General features: G+C 60.7%; 18 protein-coding genes. 6 read left to right on the forward strand and 12 right to left on the reverse strand.

Annotated features, from left to right (window positions below; all coding sequences use genetic code 11):
• Positions 1-103 precede the first annotated feature (103 nt).
• The gene (locus JQ575_RS19425; protein WP_212034815.1) at positions 104-751 is read right to left on the reverse strand and encodes a FecR domain-containing protein; all 648 of its coding nucleotides are present in this window, start codon (positions 749-751) and stop codon (positions 104-106) included.
• A gap of 486 nt (positions 752-1,237) precedes the next feature.
• Between JQ575_RS19425 and JQ575_RS19430 the strand changes: the two genes are divergently transcribed.
• Positions 1,238-1,396 (forward strand): hypothetical protein, encoded by a 159-nt coding sequence (locus JQ575_RS19430; protein ID WP_212034816.1) that lies wholly within the window; start codon positions 1,238-1,240, stop codon positions 1,394-1,396.
• 219 nt (positions 1,397-1,615) lie between these two features.
• Here the strand turns inward: JQ575_RS19430 and JQ575_RS19435 are convergent, their stop codons facing one another.
• Together JQ575_RS19435 and JQ575_RS19440 are read right to left on the reverse strand one after the other, a co-directional pair.
• Entirely contained in the window at positions 1,616-1,927 is a 312-nt protein-coding gene (locus JQ575_RS19435) for a hypothetical protein (RefSeq protein ID WP_212034817.1), read from the reverse strand.
• Entirely contained in the window at positions 1,921-3,030 is a 1,110-nt protein-coding gene (locus JQ575_RS19440; protein ID WP_212034818.1) for a sulfatase, read from the reverse strand. Before JQ575_RS19440 ends, JQ575_RS19435 begins: the two co-directional genes overlap by 7 nt.
• A gap of 119 nt (positions 3,031-3,149) precedes the next feature.
• Here JQ575_RS19440 and JQ575_RS19445 point away from each other — a divergent pair, with 119 nt between their 5' ends.
• Positions 3,150-3,836: a GntR family transcriptional regulator gene (locus tag JQ575_RS19445; RefSeq protein ID WP_212034819.1), complete on the forward strand. Its 687-nt coding sequence runs from the start codon at positions 3,150-3,152 to the stop codon at positions 3,834-3,836.
• Positions 3,837-3,839: 3 nt separating this feature from the next.
• Here JQ575_RS19445 and JQ575_RS19450 read toward each other — a convergent pair whose 3' ends face one another.
• Positions 3,840-4,325, reverse strand: coding sequence for an Lrp/AsnC family transcriptional regulator (locus JQ575_RS19450; protein WP_212034820.1), 486 nt, complete (start codon positions 4,323-4,325; stop codon positions 3,840-3,842).
• A gap of 135 nt (positions 4,326-4,460) precedes the next feature.
• Here JQ575_RS19450 and JQ575_RS19455 point away from each other — a divergent pair, with 135 nt between their 5' ends.
• Complete coding sequence (locus JQ575_RS19455) at positions 4,461-4,721, forward strand: hypothetical protein (RefSeq protein ID WP_212034821.1); 261 nt, start codon at positions 4,461-4,463, stop codon at positions 4,719-4,721.
• A gap of 72 nt (positions 4,722-4,793) precedes the next feature.
• Here the strand turns inward: JQ575_RS19455 and JQ575_RS19460 are convergent, their stop codons facing one another.
• The 6 genes from JQ575_RS19460 to JQ575_RS19485 all read right to left on the reverse strand — a co-directional run bounded on the left by JQ575_RS19460 (position 4,794) and on the right by JQ575_RS19485 (position 11,735).
• A complete protein-coding gene (locus JQ575_RS19460) occupies positions 4,794-6,290 on the reverse strand; it encodes an ABC transporter substrate-binding protein (RefSeq protein WP_212034822.1) in 1,497 nt (498 codons plus the stop codon).
• Positions 6,291-6,345: 55 nt separating this feature from the next.
• On the reverse strand, positions 6,346-7,380 hold the full coding sequence (locus JQ575_RS19465; protein WP_409364802.1) for an ABC transporter ATP-binding protein: 1,035 nt from the start codon (positions 7,378-7,380) through the stop codon (positions 6,346-6,348).
• The gene (locus JQ575_RS19470) at positions 7,377-8,390 is read right to left on the reverse strand and encodes an ABC transporter ATP-binding protein (protein ID WP_212034823.1); all 1,014 of its coding nucleotides are present in this window, start codon (positions 8,388-8,390) and stop codon (positions 7,377-7,379) included. Before JQ575_RS19470 ends, JQ575_RS19465 begins: the two co-directional genes overlap by 4 nt.
• 2 nt (positions 8,391-8,392) lie before the next feature.
• Positions 8,393-9,289, reverse strand: coding sequence for an ABC transporter permease (locus JQ575_RS19475; protein ID WP_212034824.1), 897 nt, complete (start codon positions 9,287-9,289; stop codon positions 8,393-8,395).
• The gene (locus JQ575_RS19480; RefSeq protein ID WP_212034825.1) at positions 9,286-10,236 is read right to left on the reverse strand and encodes an ABC transporter permease; all 951 of its coding nucleotides are present in this window, start codon (positions 10,234-10,236) and stop codon (positions 9,286-9,288) included. Before JQ575_RS19480 ends, JQ575_RS19475 begins: the two co-directional genes overlap by 4 nt.
• Positions 10,237-10,304: 68 nt before the next feature.
• Positions 10,305-11,735 (reverse strand): amidase, encoded by a 1,431-nt coding sequence (locus JQ575_RS19485; protein ID WP_212034826.1) that lies wholly within the window; start codon positions 11,733-11,735, stop codon positions 10,305-10,307.
• A 95-nt stretch (positions 11,736-11,830) separates the two neighbouring features.
• On the opposite strand from JQ575_RS19485, the gene JQ575_RS19490 reads away from it, so the two are divergent.
• Positions 11,831-11,998 (forward strand): hypothetical protein, encoded by a 168-nt coding sequence (locus JQ575_RS19490; protein WP_212034827.1) that lies wholly within the window; start codon positions 11,831-11,833, stop codon positions 11,996-11,998.
• A 700-nt stretch (positions 11,999-12,698) separates the two neighbouring features.
• Positions 12,699-13,043 carry a hypothetical protein gene (locus JQ575_RS19495; RefSeq protein ID WP_212034828.1) on the forward strand — a complete coding sequence of 115 codons (345 nt, stop codon included), beginning with the start codon at positions 12,699-12,701 and terminating at the stop codon, positions 13,041-13,043.
• On the opposite strand, the gene JQ575_RS19500 is transcribed toward JQ575_RS19495, so the two are convergent.
• Positions 13,038-13,607, reverse strand: a complete 570-nt coding sequence (locus JQ575_RS19500; protein ID WP_212034829.1) for a hypothetical protein — start codon at positions 13,605-13,607, stop codon at positions 13,038-13,040. The genes JQ575_RS19495 and JQ575_RS19500 overlap by 6 nt on opposite strands.
• Positions 13,604-14,230, reverse strand: coding sequence for a hypothetical protein (locus tag JQ575_RS19505; RefSeq protein WP_212034830.1), 627 nt, complete (start codon positions 14,228-14,230; stop codon positions 13,604-13,606). Before JQ575_RS19505 ends, JQ575_RS19500 begins: the two co-directional genes overlap by 4 nt.
• A gap of 1,110 nt (positions 14,231-15,340) precedes the next feature.
• On the opposite strand from JQ575_RS19505, the gene JQ575_RS19510 reads away from it, so the two are divergent.
• Positions 15,341-16,080 (forward strand): YqaJ viral recombinase family protein (locus JQ575_RS19510; RefSeq protein ID WP_212034831.1); only part of this gene is annotated, 740 nt, incomplete at its 3' end.

The following is a 16,080-nucleotide window of genomic DNA, read 5'->3' on the forward strand; positions in this document are numbered from 1 at the left end:
GGCCTCGGTTTGCAATGATTGACGTCAGACCGGAAAATCTCTCCGCGTCCTCAGGATCTCCGTCGTGAAGTTTTCCGGCATGCCGCGCGAAATTGATCAGAAGCTAACTAACGCTGTCCAAAGCGCCGCGAATCCGCTCGGTGCCCCACTTGGAGGCCGCGGAGGGTTTCGAACCCGGAGTAGCCAGGTTTGTCCCCTCTCCTGCCTGTAGCACGACCTCGCTCCCGCCTCCGGAAACGGTGACCGTGCCGTGATCGACAAACACGCCAAAAACGCCGTTGCTCGGCCCGGCAAAGAATTTCGTGCCGCGGACGGCAATGAGTCCGTAGGAACTCCTGATCTTCATTGCGACGGGCCGGCTCCCGCTCGGCCGGTCAAAAAGCATCGGACCAGACTGCAGCGAGATTTCGCCCCCGGTCGTCGAAAGAAACTGGTCAATGACCAGTTGCGCCTTTTCGCCGAGCTTGATCGTCGTGTCCTCGCCCATCAACATCGTCAGCCGGGAGGATGGCCCCGTCCCGACGCGATCACCGACAAAAAGTGAGGATGCTTTCTGCAAAGGCCGCTGCTGGCTGCTCGTATCGACAAACGCTTCGCCCTTGATCTCTTCAACGCGGCCGGCAGGATCGGCGGCGCGTACTGGCGAACTGAGGGCTGCTGACGCAAGCAGCGTGCCGACGAAGCCCAAGGCCTCTCGTCGATCGAGCGGATGCCCGCAATAGCGCCGCGATCCCGGAATCATGAAGCGCATCGTACAACCCGCTGTATTAGGGAAATTGATGCTAGCGGAGCTACCAAGTGCAGGCAACCGGAAGCAAACGTCTCCGGGATGCGGGCAGAACTCAGCTGCCGGTCAACGCGACGGCCAATTGTAAACCAAATGGATGACACGTGGTCACGGATCATATTCCAAGGCCCGCGTCGCGCATTTAGATGCTGCCTTGATCCATCGCTGCGACAAATTGCAGCGACGACCTCTCCAACTCTGAAGCTCTGCCACCTGCATGCGGGCGCAGCGAAGCGAAATAGCCGCGAAGCTCGTAATTGCCAACCTGCCAGCACTATATTTCTCCAATATAATTCTTCATTTTCAATATGTTAGATAAAAATATAGTACTCGAATTTCGCTGCTTTGAGCTGTTCCGTACGGAACAGCGCGGCAAAGCGTGGTTCTCTATTCTTCAAAATCGACCCGAGAGAAGCGATAGCCGCGTCCTCTCGACCAGATGGAGAAGTCATGACCACCCGGCCCAACAACACCCACAGCCAACTCGGCGACAACGAACCCAATGCCGTCGTCGGCGGTCACCGCAAGTTTCACTATAGAACGATGAACGGCCACACCTATGCCATCGGCTACGTCAACGGCCGCACCCTGATGGTGAGGGTCGACTGATTAGCCAGCCGAGGGTATGGCCGTCATCATCACCGTATTCTTGCAGGTTGATGGTTCGCTTGATGCGGACGAAAGAGGATGGGACAGCAATTCGCTGTCCCATTCTTTGCGCTGTTTGATGGACGCTTTCAGCGACGTCTTCCGCGGCACCTCAGCGATCTCGACGATGCCGCCTCGGCAGCTTGGGCGTCGAGCCCCTCCGAGTGATGTCGCGAACCGTCATGCGCGTTCAAGCAAGGCGGCGAGACGCGGATCGCTGTACTTGCTGGCGACTCCAGCGCGGCGCAGGTCCTCTGCGTACATCTCCAGCAAGGCACGGATGACGGCAGAGTGCTTTGGCGCCACGTTGGTCGTTTGCTTCTGATCGGAGCGCAGATCATAGAGTTCGACCGGCTCGCTCGGAGTGGCGTAAAGCAGCGACCAGTCTTTCGTGGTGATGGTGACAGGTTGCCATTCGACCACCGTCCGCATCAGGTCGTCGACCACTTCGACGGTCTCGCCGGGATTGGCGAGCGGCAGAGCCGTCAGCACGTGATCACGCCCTTCGAAGGGCTGACCGCGGACGGCGGGAAGCAGCGGAGCCCCTGCATCTCCGCCTGGCGCGGCAGGCCGACCATGTCGCAGATCGTGGGAGCCAGATCGAGCGCGCAGGTCAGCTTGCTGGTTCGTCCCGGCTTTGCGCCCGGCACGTGGATCAACAGCGGCACCTTGGCGATCTCCTCGTAGAGCGGCGAACGCATCCATGTCGCTTCGCCGGGCGCCCTGCGGACCATCTTGCCCATCAGCCCGTGTTCTCCCAGCAGGAAGCCGTGGTCCGAGACGAAGATAATGGCGGTGGAGTCCTCGATGCCGAGATAGACGAGTTGGTCGAGCAGATGCCCGATCCAGCGATCGACCAGTTCGAGCTCGCCGCTATAGAGCGCGCGCGCCACCGCGATGTCGCGATCCGTCATGCCGTGCTTCTTGCAGTCGCCATAGGGCGGGTGCACGCGCTCGCCGGCATAGTCGGGAAGATAGTGTCTGACGTAATAGGCCGGCGGGTCCCATGGCTCATGCGGATCCCAGGTGTCGACCAGCGCAAAGAACTTATCCTGGTAGATTTCCTCCAGGCACTTGGCTGCCTGCACCATGGTGATCGGTGCCGGGCAATCCATTTCGCCGGTGCGGGGATCGGGCTTCACCTTGCCGGTGATCGGCCATTGCGGGAGCTTGCCTTCGCCCTGGCGCTTGGTCTTGTTGGGCGCGGTGTAGGAGCTGTAATGCGGCGTTCCCAGGAGCTGGGATTTCATGTCGTAGAAGAAGTTGAAGCCGCGATCATATGAATAGCCGTTGACCTGGTAGAACGGCGTGTCCACCACGCCGAGCGTCGTGTAACCCGCTTCGGTCAACGAGGTTGCAATCGAGCGATCCGCGCGCGGCAGCGCACCCCAGCCGACGCCGGCAAAGGCAGGCTTGCCGGTGAGATAGTCGTAGCGCGCAGGCACTGTCGGGAAGCTCGACGCATAATAGCGATCGAAGACCATCGAGCGCGCGGCGAGCCGATCGAGATTGGGAGTTCGGACGTGGCCCCCATTGTAGCCGAGCATATCCCAGCGGACAGTGTCGGACACGATCATCAAAATGCGTTCCACCACGGCAAACCTCCCTATCTGTGCTGTTTTACAGTAATATATCACATAGCACATGATGGTGGTCAACTGTAATATGTCACACGTTACATTTACTCATCCGCGCGTTTCGGGTAGTGACAGCCATGGATCTTCGACAAATCGGTGCATCGAACCTGGTGTCCGGGCCCAGCCTGCGGGAGCAAGCGAGGCAGGTGATCCGCGGACTGATCATCACGGGACAGATGCAACCCGATCAGCTCTATTCCGTCCCGCGTCTCGCGATCGATCTCGGCGTCTCGGCGACGCCCGTACGCGAAGCTCTGCTCGATCTCGCGCGCGAAGGCCTGCTTGAGCCCGTGCGAAATCGCGGGTTCCGCGTGGTCTCGCTGTCGCCTGGCGAACTCAACGATATCTTCGCGATCCGCGTGCTGCTGGAAGTGCCTGTTGTCGCCGAGATCGCGCGGGCCCGCCTCACGCCCGCGCAGACCGAGCAACTGCGCGATCTTGCCGAAGCCACGAAACGCGCCGCCGATGACGGCAATCTCATTGAGTTCCTGGAGACCGATCGCCAATTCCACATTGGCCTCGTCGCCACACTCGGTAACAAGCCCCTCGCCGACCTGGTCGAGACGCTACGTGATCGCGTTCGGCTTCACGGCTTCAAGAATGGATCGACCCGGGAGCATATCGCGCAGTCGGCCAGCGAGCATTTCCAGTTGCTCGACGCGCTGTCAAAGCAGGATGAGGCCGCCGCTGTCGCGGTGATGCGCCGCCACCTCGAACGTTCGCGGCATGTCTGGGGCGAAGGCGATCGCAAGCCGCACACCTGAGGATCAGACCTGAATCGAGGTCAGCTTCTTGAGGCACCGCAGCGCGAATGACGATCGGCTGTGGCGGATACCCGGAATGCGATAGAGCTTTTCTCGCAGGAAGCGTTCGTAGCCGGCCGTACTCTCGACGGCGACCTTGACCAGATAGTCATAATCTCCGGTGGTGAGATAGGCCTCGATCACTTCGGGCAAGCCAGCGAGCAATTCTCCGAACCGCTCCAGCACCTCCTCATCGTGACGGTCGAGCGTGATTTCGATGATCACTGTTTCCGGCAGACCGAGCTTCTCCTGATTGAGGAGCGCGACGTAACCGTCGATGTAACCCTGCTTCTCCAGCCGCTTGAGTCTGTTCCAGCATGGCGTCGTGGACAGCCCGACCTTGTCGGCCAGCTCCGCCGTCGTGAGCCGTGCATCGGCTTGCATCGCCCGCAGGATGCGCCGGTCGGTCTCGTCAAGGCGCAGAGAGTCCTTCCGCCGCGTCGCCTTCATAACCGAGAACTCTATTCTGGGTATTTGTTAGTTTCCGAGGATATTTATACCGCTTGTTTGCCAATTTGCCAGGCAAAAGGAAGCCTCTTCTCACGAAATACGGATACAACTTCTCCAAATTTGAATGGGGACGCCGTGTTCATTCTGGAGCTGCACGCAAGCGATCTACATGCCGCGCTCGGCCGCCTTCTCGACCAGGTGCGCGTGGCCGACCTTCATTTGGCGGCCGTCGATGCTCGTCAGGAAGCCGGCGAATACAAGATCCAGGCTTCCATTGACGTCCGTGACCGCCAGGCCGTCGAAAGGCTCGCCCGCCGCGTCGGCGCGATCATCGGCGTTGCCGCGATCGAGGTGAGAGGCGGACGTCCGCACGCGATTTCAGCGGCCGCCCCATGATCTCACGCGATCAGCCGCAATGGTCGCCGCAACAGCTTCCGACAGGTCCGCTAACCGCCCCTCGCGAGGCGGCTATTCCCAGGACCAGGCGGAGAAGTCGTTCTCGAATTGCGGGACTTCCTTCCACACACCCTTCAGCTTCTTGCTCGCAATGGTGATCCATTGCGGCTGGAACAGGAAGCCGGCAACCGCATCGGTCGCCAGCATGCGCTGCGCGTCGCCGAGCAATTTGGCGCGTTCGGCCTCGGCCGGTGTCGCCTTGATCTGCTGGTACAGCGCGTTGAAGGCCTCGTTGTTATAGCCGAGATAGTAGTCAGGCTCGGTTATCTTCACGAGATCGAACGGCTCGACATGCGAGACGATGGTGAGATCGAAATTGTGCGGGCCGTTGCCGGCAAACACCTGTGACAGCCACTGCGCCCATTCGACGTTCTCGATTTTGGCTGTTATGCCGACCTTGGCGAGCTGGGCGGCGAGGATTTCCCCGCCGTTACGCGCATATGATGGCGGCGGCAGCTTGAGGCTGAGCTCCAGCGGGGTTTTAACGCCCGCTTCTGCCAGCAGCTTCTTGGCCTTTTCCGGGTCGTATGGATTAATGCCTGTCGTGTCGACATAGCCGAGCGATCCCGGCGTATAAAAGCTGCCGATCGGCGTGCCAAAGCCATCGACGGCGCCGTCAATCATCGCCTTGCGATCGATGGCCGCGAGAATGGCGCGGCGGACCCGTACATCGTCGAGCGGTTTCTTCCGTTCGTTGATGCCGACGATGGTCTTGGCTCTGGAGCCGCCAATCAGGACATTGAAGCGCGGATCACCCTTGAACTGCGCCACGCTGCGCGCCACCGCGCCGCGCGGAAACACGTCGATGTCGCCCGACAGCAGCGCCGCGACCTGCGCGGCGGGATCGCCGATGAAGCGGATGGTCACCTTGGAAAGCTTGATCGCGGCGGCGTTGCGATAATCCGGCCATTTGTTCAGGGTGATCGACGATCCCTTGGCCCAGGCGCCGAGCGTATAGGGTCCGGTGCCGACCGGCTGCGTCGCATTGGTCGGCGCGCTCTTCGGCTCGACGATCGAGCCGCCCGCCTGACCGATCAGGAACGGTAGGTTCGGTTCGGAATATTTCAGTACGACCACGATCGTCTCCGCGTCGGGCGCGGTGACCGACTCAAACGCCTGGTACAGGCTCTTGTCCTTGTTGGTGCTGGTCGGCGCCGCGTTGCGATCGTAGGAAAACTTTACCGCTGCGGAATCGAACGGCTCGCCGTTGTGGAATTTGACGCCCTTGCGGAGCTTGAACGTATAGGTTTTCAGGTCTTCCGACGCCTTCCAGCTCTCGGCCAGCAAGGGCGATACCGAACCGTCCTCGTTGATCTTGGTCAACGTCTCATAGAGGTTATAGAGCGTGACCTCGGCAATCGCCGCAGCGGCTGCGTTGGTGGGATCGAGCCCCGGCGGCTCCAGCGTCATGCCCATGACGACGCTGTCCTTCTTGCCCTGCGCCAGGCTCGGCAGCGGCGCGGCGGCGAACGCGGCCACAACTGCAAAAATGGCTAACTTCCTCAACATCGCTTGCTCCCCTGACATATCGCGCGACCAGATTAAGCCAGTCGCGCATAAAAGGCTAACCCTCCTCCGACGCTACCGGAGGCAATGCCATCACCGTCTCGGCGCGGTGGCACGCGGCTGATTGCGCCGGGCCCACCTTGCGCAGCGCAGGCGCGACCTCGCGACAGTGCTGGTCGGCGAGCGCACAGCGTGACGCGTAGGGACATCCCGTTGCGCCCACCGAATGCGAGGCGATCACCTGCGCACCGCGGCGCCGGCGCACACCGCCGGCCCGGGCGCGCGGCACCGCCTCGAGCAACGCCCGCGTGTAGGGATGGGCGCAATGCGCGAACAGATCCTCAGGGCTACCCTGCTCAACGATCCGCCCGAGATACATCACCGCGATCTCGTCGCAGAGATAATCCACCACCGCCAGATCGTGGCTGATCAGGACGTAGCTCAACCCGAACTGATCCTGCAGGTCTTGCAGGAGATTGAGCACCTGCGCCTGCACGGAGACGTCGAGTGCGCTGACCGGCTCGTCGGCGACGATCAGTTTTGGCTGGGTGATCAGCGCGCGTGCGATCGCGATGCGCTGACGCTGGCCACCGGAGAATTCGTGCGGGAACTTGTCCATGTCGGCCTCGCGCAGTCCGACCTGCCGCAGCACGTCGGCAACGCGCTGACGCAGCGTGCCGCGATCCATGCGTCCGAGCGCGGTCAAGGGCTCCGCGACGATGCGTGCAATGGTCTGTCGCGGGTCCAGCGAGCCGTACGGATCCTGAAACACCATCTGAAAATCACGCCGGGCGCGGCGTAGCTCGTCGGCCGGCAGCCGGTTCAGGTCGCGGCCCATGAGCGATACCGAACCCGACGACGGCCGCTCCAGCGCCATCACCAGCCTCGCGAAGGTCGACTTGCCCGATCCGGACTCGCCGACCACACCGAGGCTTCGGCCCGCCGTCACCTTTGCGGTGACGCCGTTGAGCGCATGCACTTGTCCGGCCGGCTTGAACACGCTTTCGCGCGGCAAGGTGTAGCGCTGCGCCAGGTCCTTCACATCGAGCAGCGGCAGTTCGGCGGACGATGACACCTGGTCCAGCATGGTCATGCACCCAAAACTCCAACCGCTTCGGCCATCGAAACATCCGTCCTGAGACAGCGCACGCCGTGGCCGGCGCCGACGTCCACCGCGGCCGGCGGCGCCACGCGGCAACGATCCTCGACGATTGCGCAGCGGTCGGCGAAAGTGCAACCGGAAGGCAGATCGGCAAGCTCGGGCACGGTGCCGGCGATGGTCTTCAGCCTTGTGCCCTTGCGCGCACCAAGGCGCGGGCGAGCGCGAAACAGACCCTGCGTATAGGGATGTCCCATGCGCGTGAACACCGCATCCGTCGCGCCGCTTTCGACGACGGTGCCGCCATACATCACCATCATACGCTGCACATTCTCGGCAATGACGCCGAGATCGTGCGAGATCAGAATCATCGACATGCCGCGTTCGGCAACGATGTCCGCGATCAGGTCGAGAATCTGTCCCTGGATGGTGACGTCGAGGGCCGTGGTCGGCTCATCGGCGACCAGCACGTCGGGCTGGCAGGCCAGTGCCATGGCAATGGTAACGCGCTGCCGCTGCCCTCCGGAGAACTGGTGCGGATAGGCATCGACGCGTTTCGCCGCATCGGGCAACCCGACACGATCCAGCAAGGCGATGGCCTGCTTGCGCGCCTCTGCCGCCGAACAATTGGTGTGGCGCCGCAATGGTTCGGCCACCTGACGGCCAATCGTGTGCATCGGATTGAGCGCGGTCATCGGCTCCTGGAAGATCATGCTGATGCGATTACCGCGCAGCTTGCAGTAATTCGCATCCGGCAGGCCCACCAATTCGCTGCCGTCGAGGCGGATGCTGCCACTGATGACGGCGCTGTCAGGCAAGAGGCCCATCAGCGCCAGCGCGGTGACGGATTTGCCGCATCCGGATTCGCCGACGAGACCCAGGGTCTCGCCGCGCCTCAGCGAGAAACTGACGCCGCGAACGGCCTGCGCGGGGCCGCGGCTGGTGTTGAGCCGCACGCCGAGGTTGCTGACTTCGATCAAAGGCGCGTTGGCGGACCCGGTCATGTTCAACGCTCCCGCGCCAGCCGGGGATCGAGCAGATCGCGCAACCCGTCTCCGAACAGATTAAGGCCGAGCACAGCGATGGCGATCGCAGCGCCCGGATAGACTGCCAGCATCGGCGACTGGAACAGCAGCGTCTGCGCATCGTTCAGCATGCGGCCCCAGGACGGTTGCGGCGGCTGCGTGCCGAGCCCGAGATAGGACAGCGCCGCTTCGGCCAGGATTGCGAGTGCGAACTGGATCGTCGCCTGCACGATCAGGATCGGCAGCACGTTGGGCAGTACGTGCTCGATCGTGATGCGAAAGCCGCCTTTGCCGCAGGCGCGCGCGGCCAGCACGAACTCCCGCGCCCAGATCGCATTGGCCGATCCGCGGGTCAACCGGACGAGGGTCGGAATCTGGAAGATGCCGATGGCGACGATCGAGGTCACCATGCCCGGGCCGAACACCGCCGCCAGCATGATGGCCGAGAGCACCGCAGGAAACGCGAAGGTGAAGTCGCTCATCCGCATGATGATTTCTTCGGTCCAGCTCTTGCGCGCGGCGGCGATCAGTCCAAGACAGACCCCGAAAGTGAGACCGATCCCGACGGCGATGATGCCAACCATGATGGTGGAACGGGCGCCTACCAGCAGCAGCGAGACGATATCGCGGCCGAGCACGTCGGTGCCGAGCCAATGCGCGGCCGACGGTGGTCGCAGCTTGGAGGCCACGTCGATTTCATAGGCCGACCACGGCGTCCAAACCAGCGACAGCAAAGCAGCACAGAGAACCATCAGGGTGAGCGTGCCGCCCGTGACAAAGCTGCGGTGGCGCAGCGCGCGCCGCCAGAAGCCGCTCGCAAGCCGCGGACGCGCGGTGGTGGCCCCAACTTCGACCGAGGCGCTCAGCGGGGTGCTCATAGGCTGTGTACCTTGATGCGCGGATCGATGAAGGCATAGAGCACATCAACCACAAAGTTGACGATGACGACCACAGCAGCCAGCAGCATCACGCAGTTGCGCACCACGATCAGGTCGCGATTGGCGATCGACTGGAAGATCAGCCGGCCGAGACCCGGCAGATAGAACACGTTCTCGATCACGATCGTCCCCGCCAGCAGGTTGGCGAACTGAAGGCCCATGATCGTCATCACCGGGATCATCGCATTGCGCAGCACGTGCTGCCACAAGACGGCGCGCTTGCTCAAACCCTTGGCGCGTGCGGTGCGCACGAAATCCTCACGCAGCACCTCAAGCACCGCCGAACGCGTGACCCTTGCGAGGATCGCCGCCTGCACCACCGATAGCGAGATCGCGGGCAGCAGCAGCGACTTGATCCCGGCAATGATGCCTTCGTCCCAGCCGGCAAATCCGCCGGCCGAAAGCCATTGCAGCTTCACCGAGAACAGCAGGATCAGCAGGATCGCGAACCAGAAATTGGGAAGCGCGATGCCGAACTGCGTCAGCGACATCACGCCCACATCGCCGAGCTTGTTGTGATTTGCCGCCGTATAGATTCCGGCAGAAAGGGCCAGCACGACCGTCATGGACATGGACAAGACCGCCAACGGAATGGTTAGCGTGAGGCGCTCCGCAATCAGGCCGGCGACAGGGGTGCCATAGGCATAGCTGTTGCCCAGATCGCCGGTCAGCATCCCCTTGATCCAATGCAAGTACCGATAGTACAGCGGCTGATCCAGCCCGAGCTTGACCGTCAGCGCCCGGACGGCGTCAGGCGAGGCATCCGCTCCCATCAGCATCTGCGCGGCGTTGCCGGGCAAGGCATCCAGAACGAAAAAGATGATGAGCGACGCGCCAACCAGCGTCGCCAGCAGCGTCAGAAAGCGGCGGAAAAGGAAGACGCTCAAGTCTCGATTCCCTCGTTGGCGGCCAGTCCCTTGCCGGTGATCAGGTGTGATGGCGGCCGCATTTTCGTTTAGCCGTCCAGCCCCGGCCACCGGCCAAGAAGATCTTGCGAGCCCTCGAACAACGCGCTGACGCGCAGCAGTTCGATGTCTCCACGGAACTTGCCGACGAGTTGAATGCCGATCGGCAGGCCGTCCGCATCAAAGCCACAGGGCAGACTGACCGCCGGATGGCCGGTCATGTTGAACGGCATTGTCCAGGGAAACCAGCTTGGCCGGACGTCGCTCAACACCCGCCCGTCGATCTCTATCGTGCCGAACAGGTCCTGATCGATCGGAAGCGCGGTGCGGGTGATGGTTGGCATCGCGAGAATATCGACCCTCTGCAACAAACTCTGAATCCGCCGGAACAGAGCCGTACGGTCAAACATCGCCTGCTGATAGTCAACACCGCTTACCTTCGTGGCCAGCGCCAGTTGCTTCATGAAGGTCTCGCTCAGCACATCGCCATGATCGGCCGCGAGCTTCTCGAATCGTGCGCGCCAAGCGGTGTGATTGATGGCCCGCCAGATCGGCTCCACCTCAAATCCGTCGGCGGACATCTCCTCGACCTCGGCCCCAAGGGCTTCCAGCCTGACAAGCGCCGCCTTGAATGCGGCTGCGACATCGGCCGCAACCGGCCGGCCTGAAGGCGCAAGGCAGAATGCAACCTTGCGCCCGCGCAAATCGCCGTTTGGAGCCGATCCCTCGACAAAATTCCATTGCGGGAATCCCATCGACCACGGATCGGAAGCGTCCTCTCCCGACATTGCCTGCATCATCAGGGCGGTGTCCGCGACGGTGCGCGTCATCGGGGTGACATAGGTCTGGTTGCCGAACGCGTCCTGCACCTGGCTGTGGGGAATGACGCCGTTGCTTTGCTTCAGCCCGACAACGCCGTTGCAGGCCGCCGGAATCCGCGTCGAGCCGCCGCCATCCGTCGCGATCGCCAGAGGCGCGATGCCGCTGGCAACGGCAACCGCCGCTCCCCCACTTGAGCCGCCGCTCGAGCGCGCGCCGCTCCAGGCATTGCGCGTGCGGCCGAACAACGGCGAATCCGTGAGGCACTTGGTGCCGAACTCCGGCGTCGTGGTCTTGCCTACGAGGATGGCACCCGCTGCCCGCATTCGCGCCACGGCAACCGCATCATGGTCAGGAACGTTATCCTTGTAGGGGACCGCTCCGAAAGTCGTTCGCACCCCCCGGGTATTGACCAGATCCTTCACGGTGAACGGAATGCCGTGAAGAAGACCAAGCGGCTCCCCGGCCATGACCGCACGCTCGGCCTTGCTTGCCTCGGCCATCGCCTCATCGCCGCAGAGCGTGATGAAGCAGTTCAACCCGGGCTGCATTCGCTCGGCGCGCGCAAGCACGGCACGCATGATCTCAACCGGTGAGGCGTCCTTGCGGGCAATTCGCGCGCGGAGTTCGGTGGCGGGCAGCAGGCAAAGTTCGTCGCTCATCGCGCTAAAATCCCAGGATCGAGTTGACGCTAAGATGACACCCGCATTGACTTCAGGTCCAATACCATCGCACAACCAAGCCATACGATTTTGGTATGGCAAAAATGACCTTCGGCGTCTCCGCTATTTCTTTGCCGTGGCAGAAGAACGCAGCGTTGGCCGGGGCGGCCGTCCGCCTGCGTATAGCGCAGCCGCCATTGTTGGTGCAGATCCGTAAGCTCGGGCACGGTGCCGGCGATGGTTTCAGCCCCATCGTCCCTTGACTGCGAAACTTTGGGTTCGTTCTGCCAAATTCATGCTCATGATCTCTTGACCGTTTGACAAGCGATGGCGCCTATTGCCTGATCACGGCGCGCGATAACTCGCCTCGTACCTTCCAAATTTCGCTGTTTCGAGCACCGCCCTGCGGATGGCTCCGCAAGGCGTTCGGGAGGAGGTGGCAGCTTGGTACTTAAAGGACCGAAAGCTCTGCCATAATTTGGTGAAGCGAAAAATGTTTTGATATGGTGAGGATCCTGGCCCGTTCATTCTGTTCTGCCGATTGGTACCTCCTAATTTCGTTTGTTACCCTGCAAGCTAACGAGCGCGCGAAAAGCGCGGTTGCGTCGAGCAACGGCTCGCGCTTCGTAGCGGTCAAGCTTGGTAAGTTGGGACAGAGCCCTACGTATGGCCTCGGAGAGGCGTTCAGGCCCTTCTGACGGCATGGTCTGGAACGGAAATGGTGTCAGCCCGGCTTTTCCATCAAGGAAAGCGAAGAAACTTTTCCGGATGACGGATGCAGGTGGAAACTCCACGGTTCCGAGCTCATAGGTGCGCTGGACCCAAGCAATCCGCAAAACCTTTATTCTCGCCAAAACGAAAACAGCATGCGCGGCATCCCGAGCATGTTGAAGGATGATTGGATTCGTGGTTTCCCCGGCCAGTTGGCGAGCGAGTATTTCAATCTCCGCCCGCGATTCGCGATTGAATACAGCGGCCGTGGCGATAAGCGTTGGTCCGTATGCGCTGCCGGCCGGCACGAGTTTTTGGTCCGGTGCTCTTGCGGGCATTTATACGGTTGGCGGTGACCTGTCGCTCGCTGGCCATTGGCTATTCCGCAGCTTCAGAATGATCGCCAGGCCGATCGCGGCTAACCCAGATTTGAATTTTCTGCTTGCTGGGCCATTTCCAACTTTTCACTTTGCTTTCGCCTTCAGCCCCACCTGGAAGAGGCTGGGCGGCCTGCGGCCCGCGGATGTACGCCAAGGCTGGCGGACATTCAACGGCCAATTTCCCACACGACAAGCGCTGCAATCGGATTTGTCATAGACGCTCCCAGCGAACCATCGCGTGCAAGGCCCGAATAAACCGGGCCACAGATGTTCTTTCATAGCGTTCGACTGCTAAAAGCTCTGGTACGGCTCGACGAAACGCCTCGGACAAACGCTCCGGTTCGTCGGGCGGCAGAGAAGGGAGCGGCTTGATCCGGCGCAGACGCGGCATTCTGCCGCCTTTCAACGCCCGGTCGATTTGCCGCATCTCGCGGGTGCTGAAAATAATGGAGTCCAGTTGGTTTAGCCAATAGGAACGATTCAACCGACCAACCAACGCGACGCGCTCGATGAGTGATAACTTGTATTGCGTGACTCGCTCGAGCTCAACAGTGGCCCGAGCGAGGTTTTGAGCGTCCTTGCGGGCCCTTTCGTCAACTTGATAATCCGCGAGCAGGCCAACGACCAGCTCGAATTCTTCCCCGCGAATTGCAGGTAGATCAACAGACAAGCCATGCCGGAACGCATTCGTGCTCGACCGTTTCTTACCCGAGCGCGAGCGCGGCCCAGTGCTCCGAGCTGCATTGCACCTGTTCGCCTCAATTTGGCGGGCACTGGTCACGCGTCCTGCTCTTTTTCATCGGCCGAGATCCCGTCGCAGTTTCGGCTCTTGTCCATTCCGTCGGTCTGCACATGATCCATTGCCTCACTGTGCGGGACTTGGGAGCGAGGACGGAGTTCGTTGAAGGTTCGCAGTAACTTTATTGCGCGACTTTGCGCGGATGCCCGGAGCCTGTCATTTGCCTGCAGGTCCGGTGCGCGAATTCGGAATGCTTCGGCATCGACATCACTTTCTTTCATCCCGAGCTGAGCCAAACGCTTTTGAATTTCCCGATTTGCCTCCGGATCGCTGAAGTATTTCGATGCAAGACCATTGGTGTCGATACCGTGAAAAAAGGATGTCGGCTCAATAAGGTTCTGCAATGCGGGCAAGCTGGCATTGTTTAAGATTCCGGACTCCAAGTTCTGGTGGCGCTCAACCTGCCAAAGCGCGTTTACGATCTGCCGCGCGACCAAGTGTTGAATTGGGGTTTGAGGACCTAGCTCGACGTAAATCTCGTTGCGGAACACTTCGAAGCCGCGTTTCGATTCCGAGCGCAAGAGAGCCGTCTTGAAGATGCGATCGAACGGATTTTCCGGCGGCTGCTTTCGTGATGCGGATCTGGACTTTGAGTTATGCTTCATGCCGTTTTTCCCAAAGAAAACGAGCTGCAGACAACATGGTCTGACAAGGTTCCCGATGTACCCCTCTGGGAAATGGAGCCGGCGACATTCGCCAAGCTCCACAGTGGCAACATTTACAACAAAAATTAACGACCCTCTAACGTATGCCGCCGTCAGGGCTGGCGATCTAACGTGGGCTTGCGGGCTTCATCGGCAAGGCCGCGAATTCGGTGCGACCACATTAAGCTCGGTCCAAAAAACGCGTGGGATTGATTCTGCAGAGAGAAATTGGGTTTGTTCTGCAAATCAGGCGAGCGAGCTACGACAGGGCGTCGTAGTATTTGCGGTCGCGGAGATTGCGCGGTTCAACTTCACCAATACCGTAGCCCGGTCTGCAAATTTTTTTGCGTTCCGCGCTAGGTGGTCCCCAACCATCCAGCCTTGGGCCCTAAGAGTGTAGCTTTTCATAAACTGATTCGCAGAGTTCAACGTCGTGCTCGGAATGTCCAGTGCGATCGCCGTGCTGGAAAAAGGACAAGATCCGGTCGACACGCGCAGCGCGCTGTTCGCTTTCGTGCGTCCGCCTGGCGCGCGCTGCGAGCCAGTACGCTGTCGAGCAGCGTTGACCAACCGCTACGCAGCTTCGGTGATCAGAATAGCAACAAGGGTTTTGCGATCGTGCTCACGAGTGAGTTCAGGAGAACGTCGAGATCACGCATCGAACTCCTCTTATGCCAGAGGCCTTCTTCTGAACCTTCTCCGCTCGCGCATAAGCGGTCATGGCTTAGCACGATTTGCTTTTCGTAGACGAACGCCGGGGCCGCCCCCGTTCTCGTCGATGAACTGGACGCCAGCATTCTCAAGGGCGCGTCTTACGACTTCGAGGGTAGCTCGACGCGGCCGGCTCCCCTCCTTTTCGAATTGGTGAATGGTCATGATGCCGACGCCGGCGCGATCAGCTAAGTTCTGTTGGCTCCAGCTAAGTAGGCCTCGGGCTGCTCTGCATTGGGCGGATGTAATCATTCCCTGATCATCCGCGACTCGATGTTTTTTTACAAATCCAATGAAAATTATTGACTCTGTAAACGATAAATATTATCGTTTATAATATTATTTTTAGGGAGAACTTGGATGTTGAAGCTGCAAAATGACCAAAGACGCTCCTTTATCGGTGGCAGCGACGCCCGGATCATCATGGGCGACGATGAGGCCGCCCTGCTCCGCCTGTGGCGGGAAAAGCGCGGCGAGCTCGAGCCCGAGGATTTTTCAAATAACCTGATCGTTCAACTCGGCACCACGACCGAGGACCTCAACCGGCGCTGGTACGAACGCAATACCGGCCAATTCATCACCCAGGTGCAGCGGCAAGTGTTTCATCCGATCAAGAGGTGGATGGCCGCCACCCTGGACGGCAGGGTCGAGGCGACCGGCGCGGTGTTCGAGGCCAAGTTCATGCTGCCGTGGTCGTTCTCGGAGGAAGTGGCAGCCGAGAAGCACATGGCGCAGCTGCAACACAATATGTGGGTCACCGCTTCGAGGACGGCGGTGCTATCTATCATCACCGGAGGCGGCAAATGGGTCGAGATGACCATTCCGGCCGATCCGCTCTACCAGCACCTGCTGCTCACGGCGGAGAAAAAATTCTGGCACTGCGTCCAGACCGGCGAGACCCCTCACCTGTTTGGTGTCGAGCCGCCTAAGCCGCGAATCGAAGCGGTCAGGATCGTCGACATGAGTGCCTCCAACTCCTGGGCGGAATTCGCAGGGGTGTTTTGCCGAACCCGGGCCGCCTTCGTCGATCACGAGGCCGCCAAGGGCGAGCTCAAGAAGCTGGTTCCAGAGGACGCGAAAGAGGCCAAAGGGCACGGCGT

It is taken from the genome of Bradyrhizobium sp. JYMT SZCCT0428 (genome assembly GCF_018131075.1).
GTDB lineage: Bacteria > Pseudomonadota > Alphaproteobacteria > Rhizobiales > Xanthobacteraceae > Bradyrhizobium.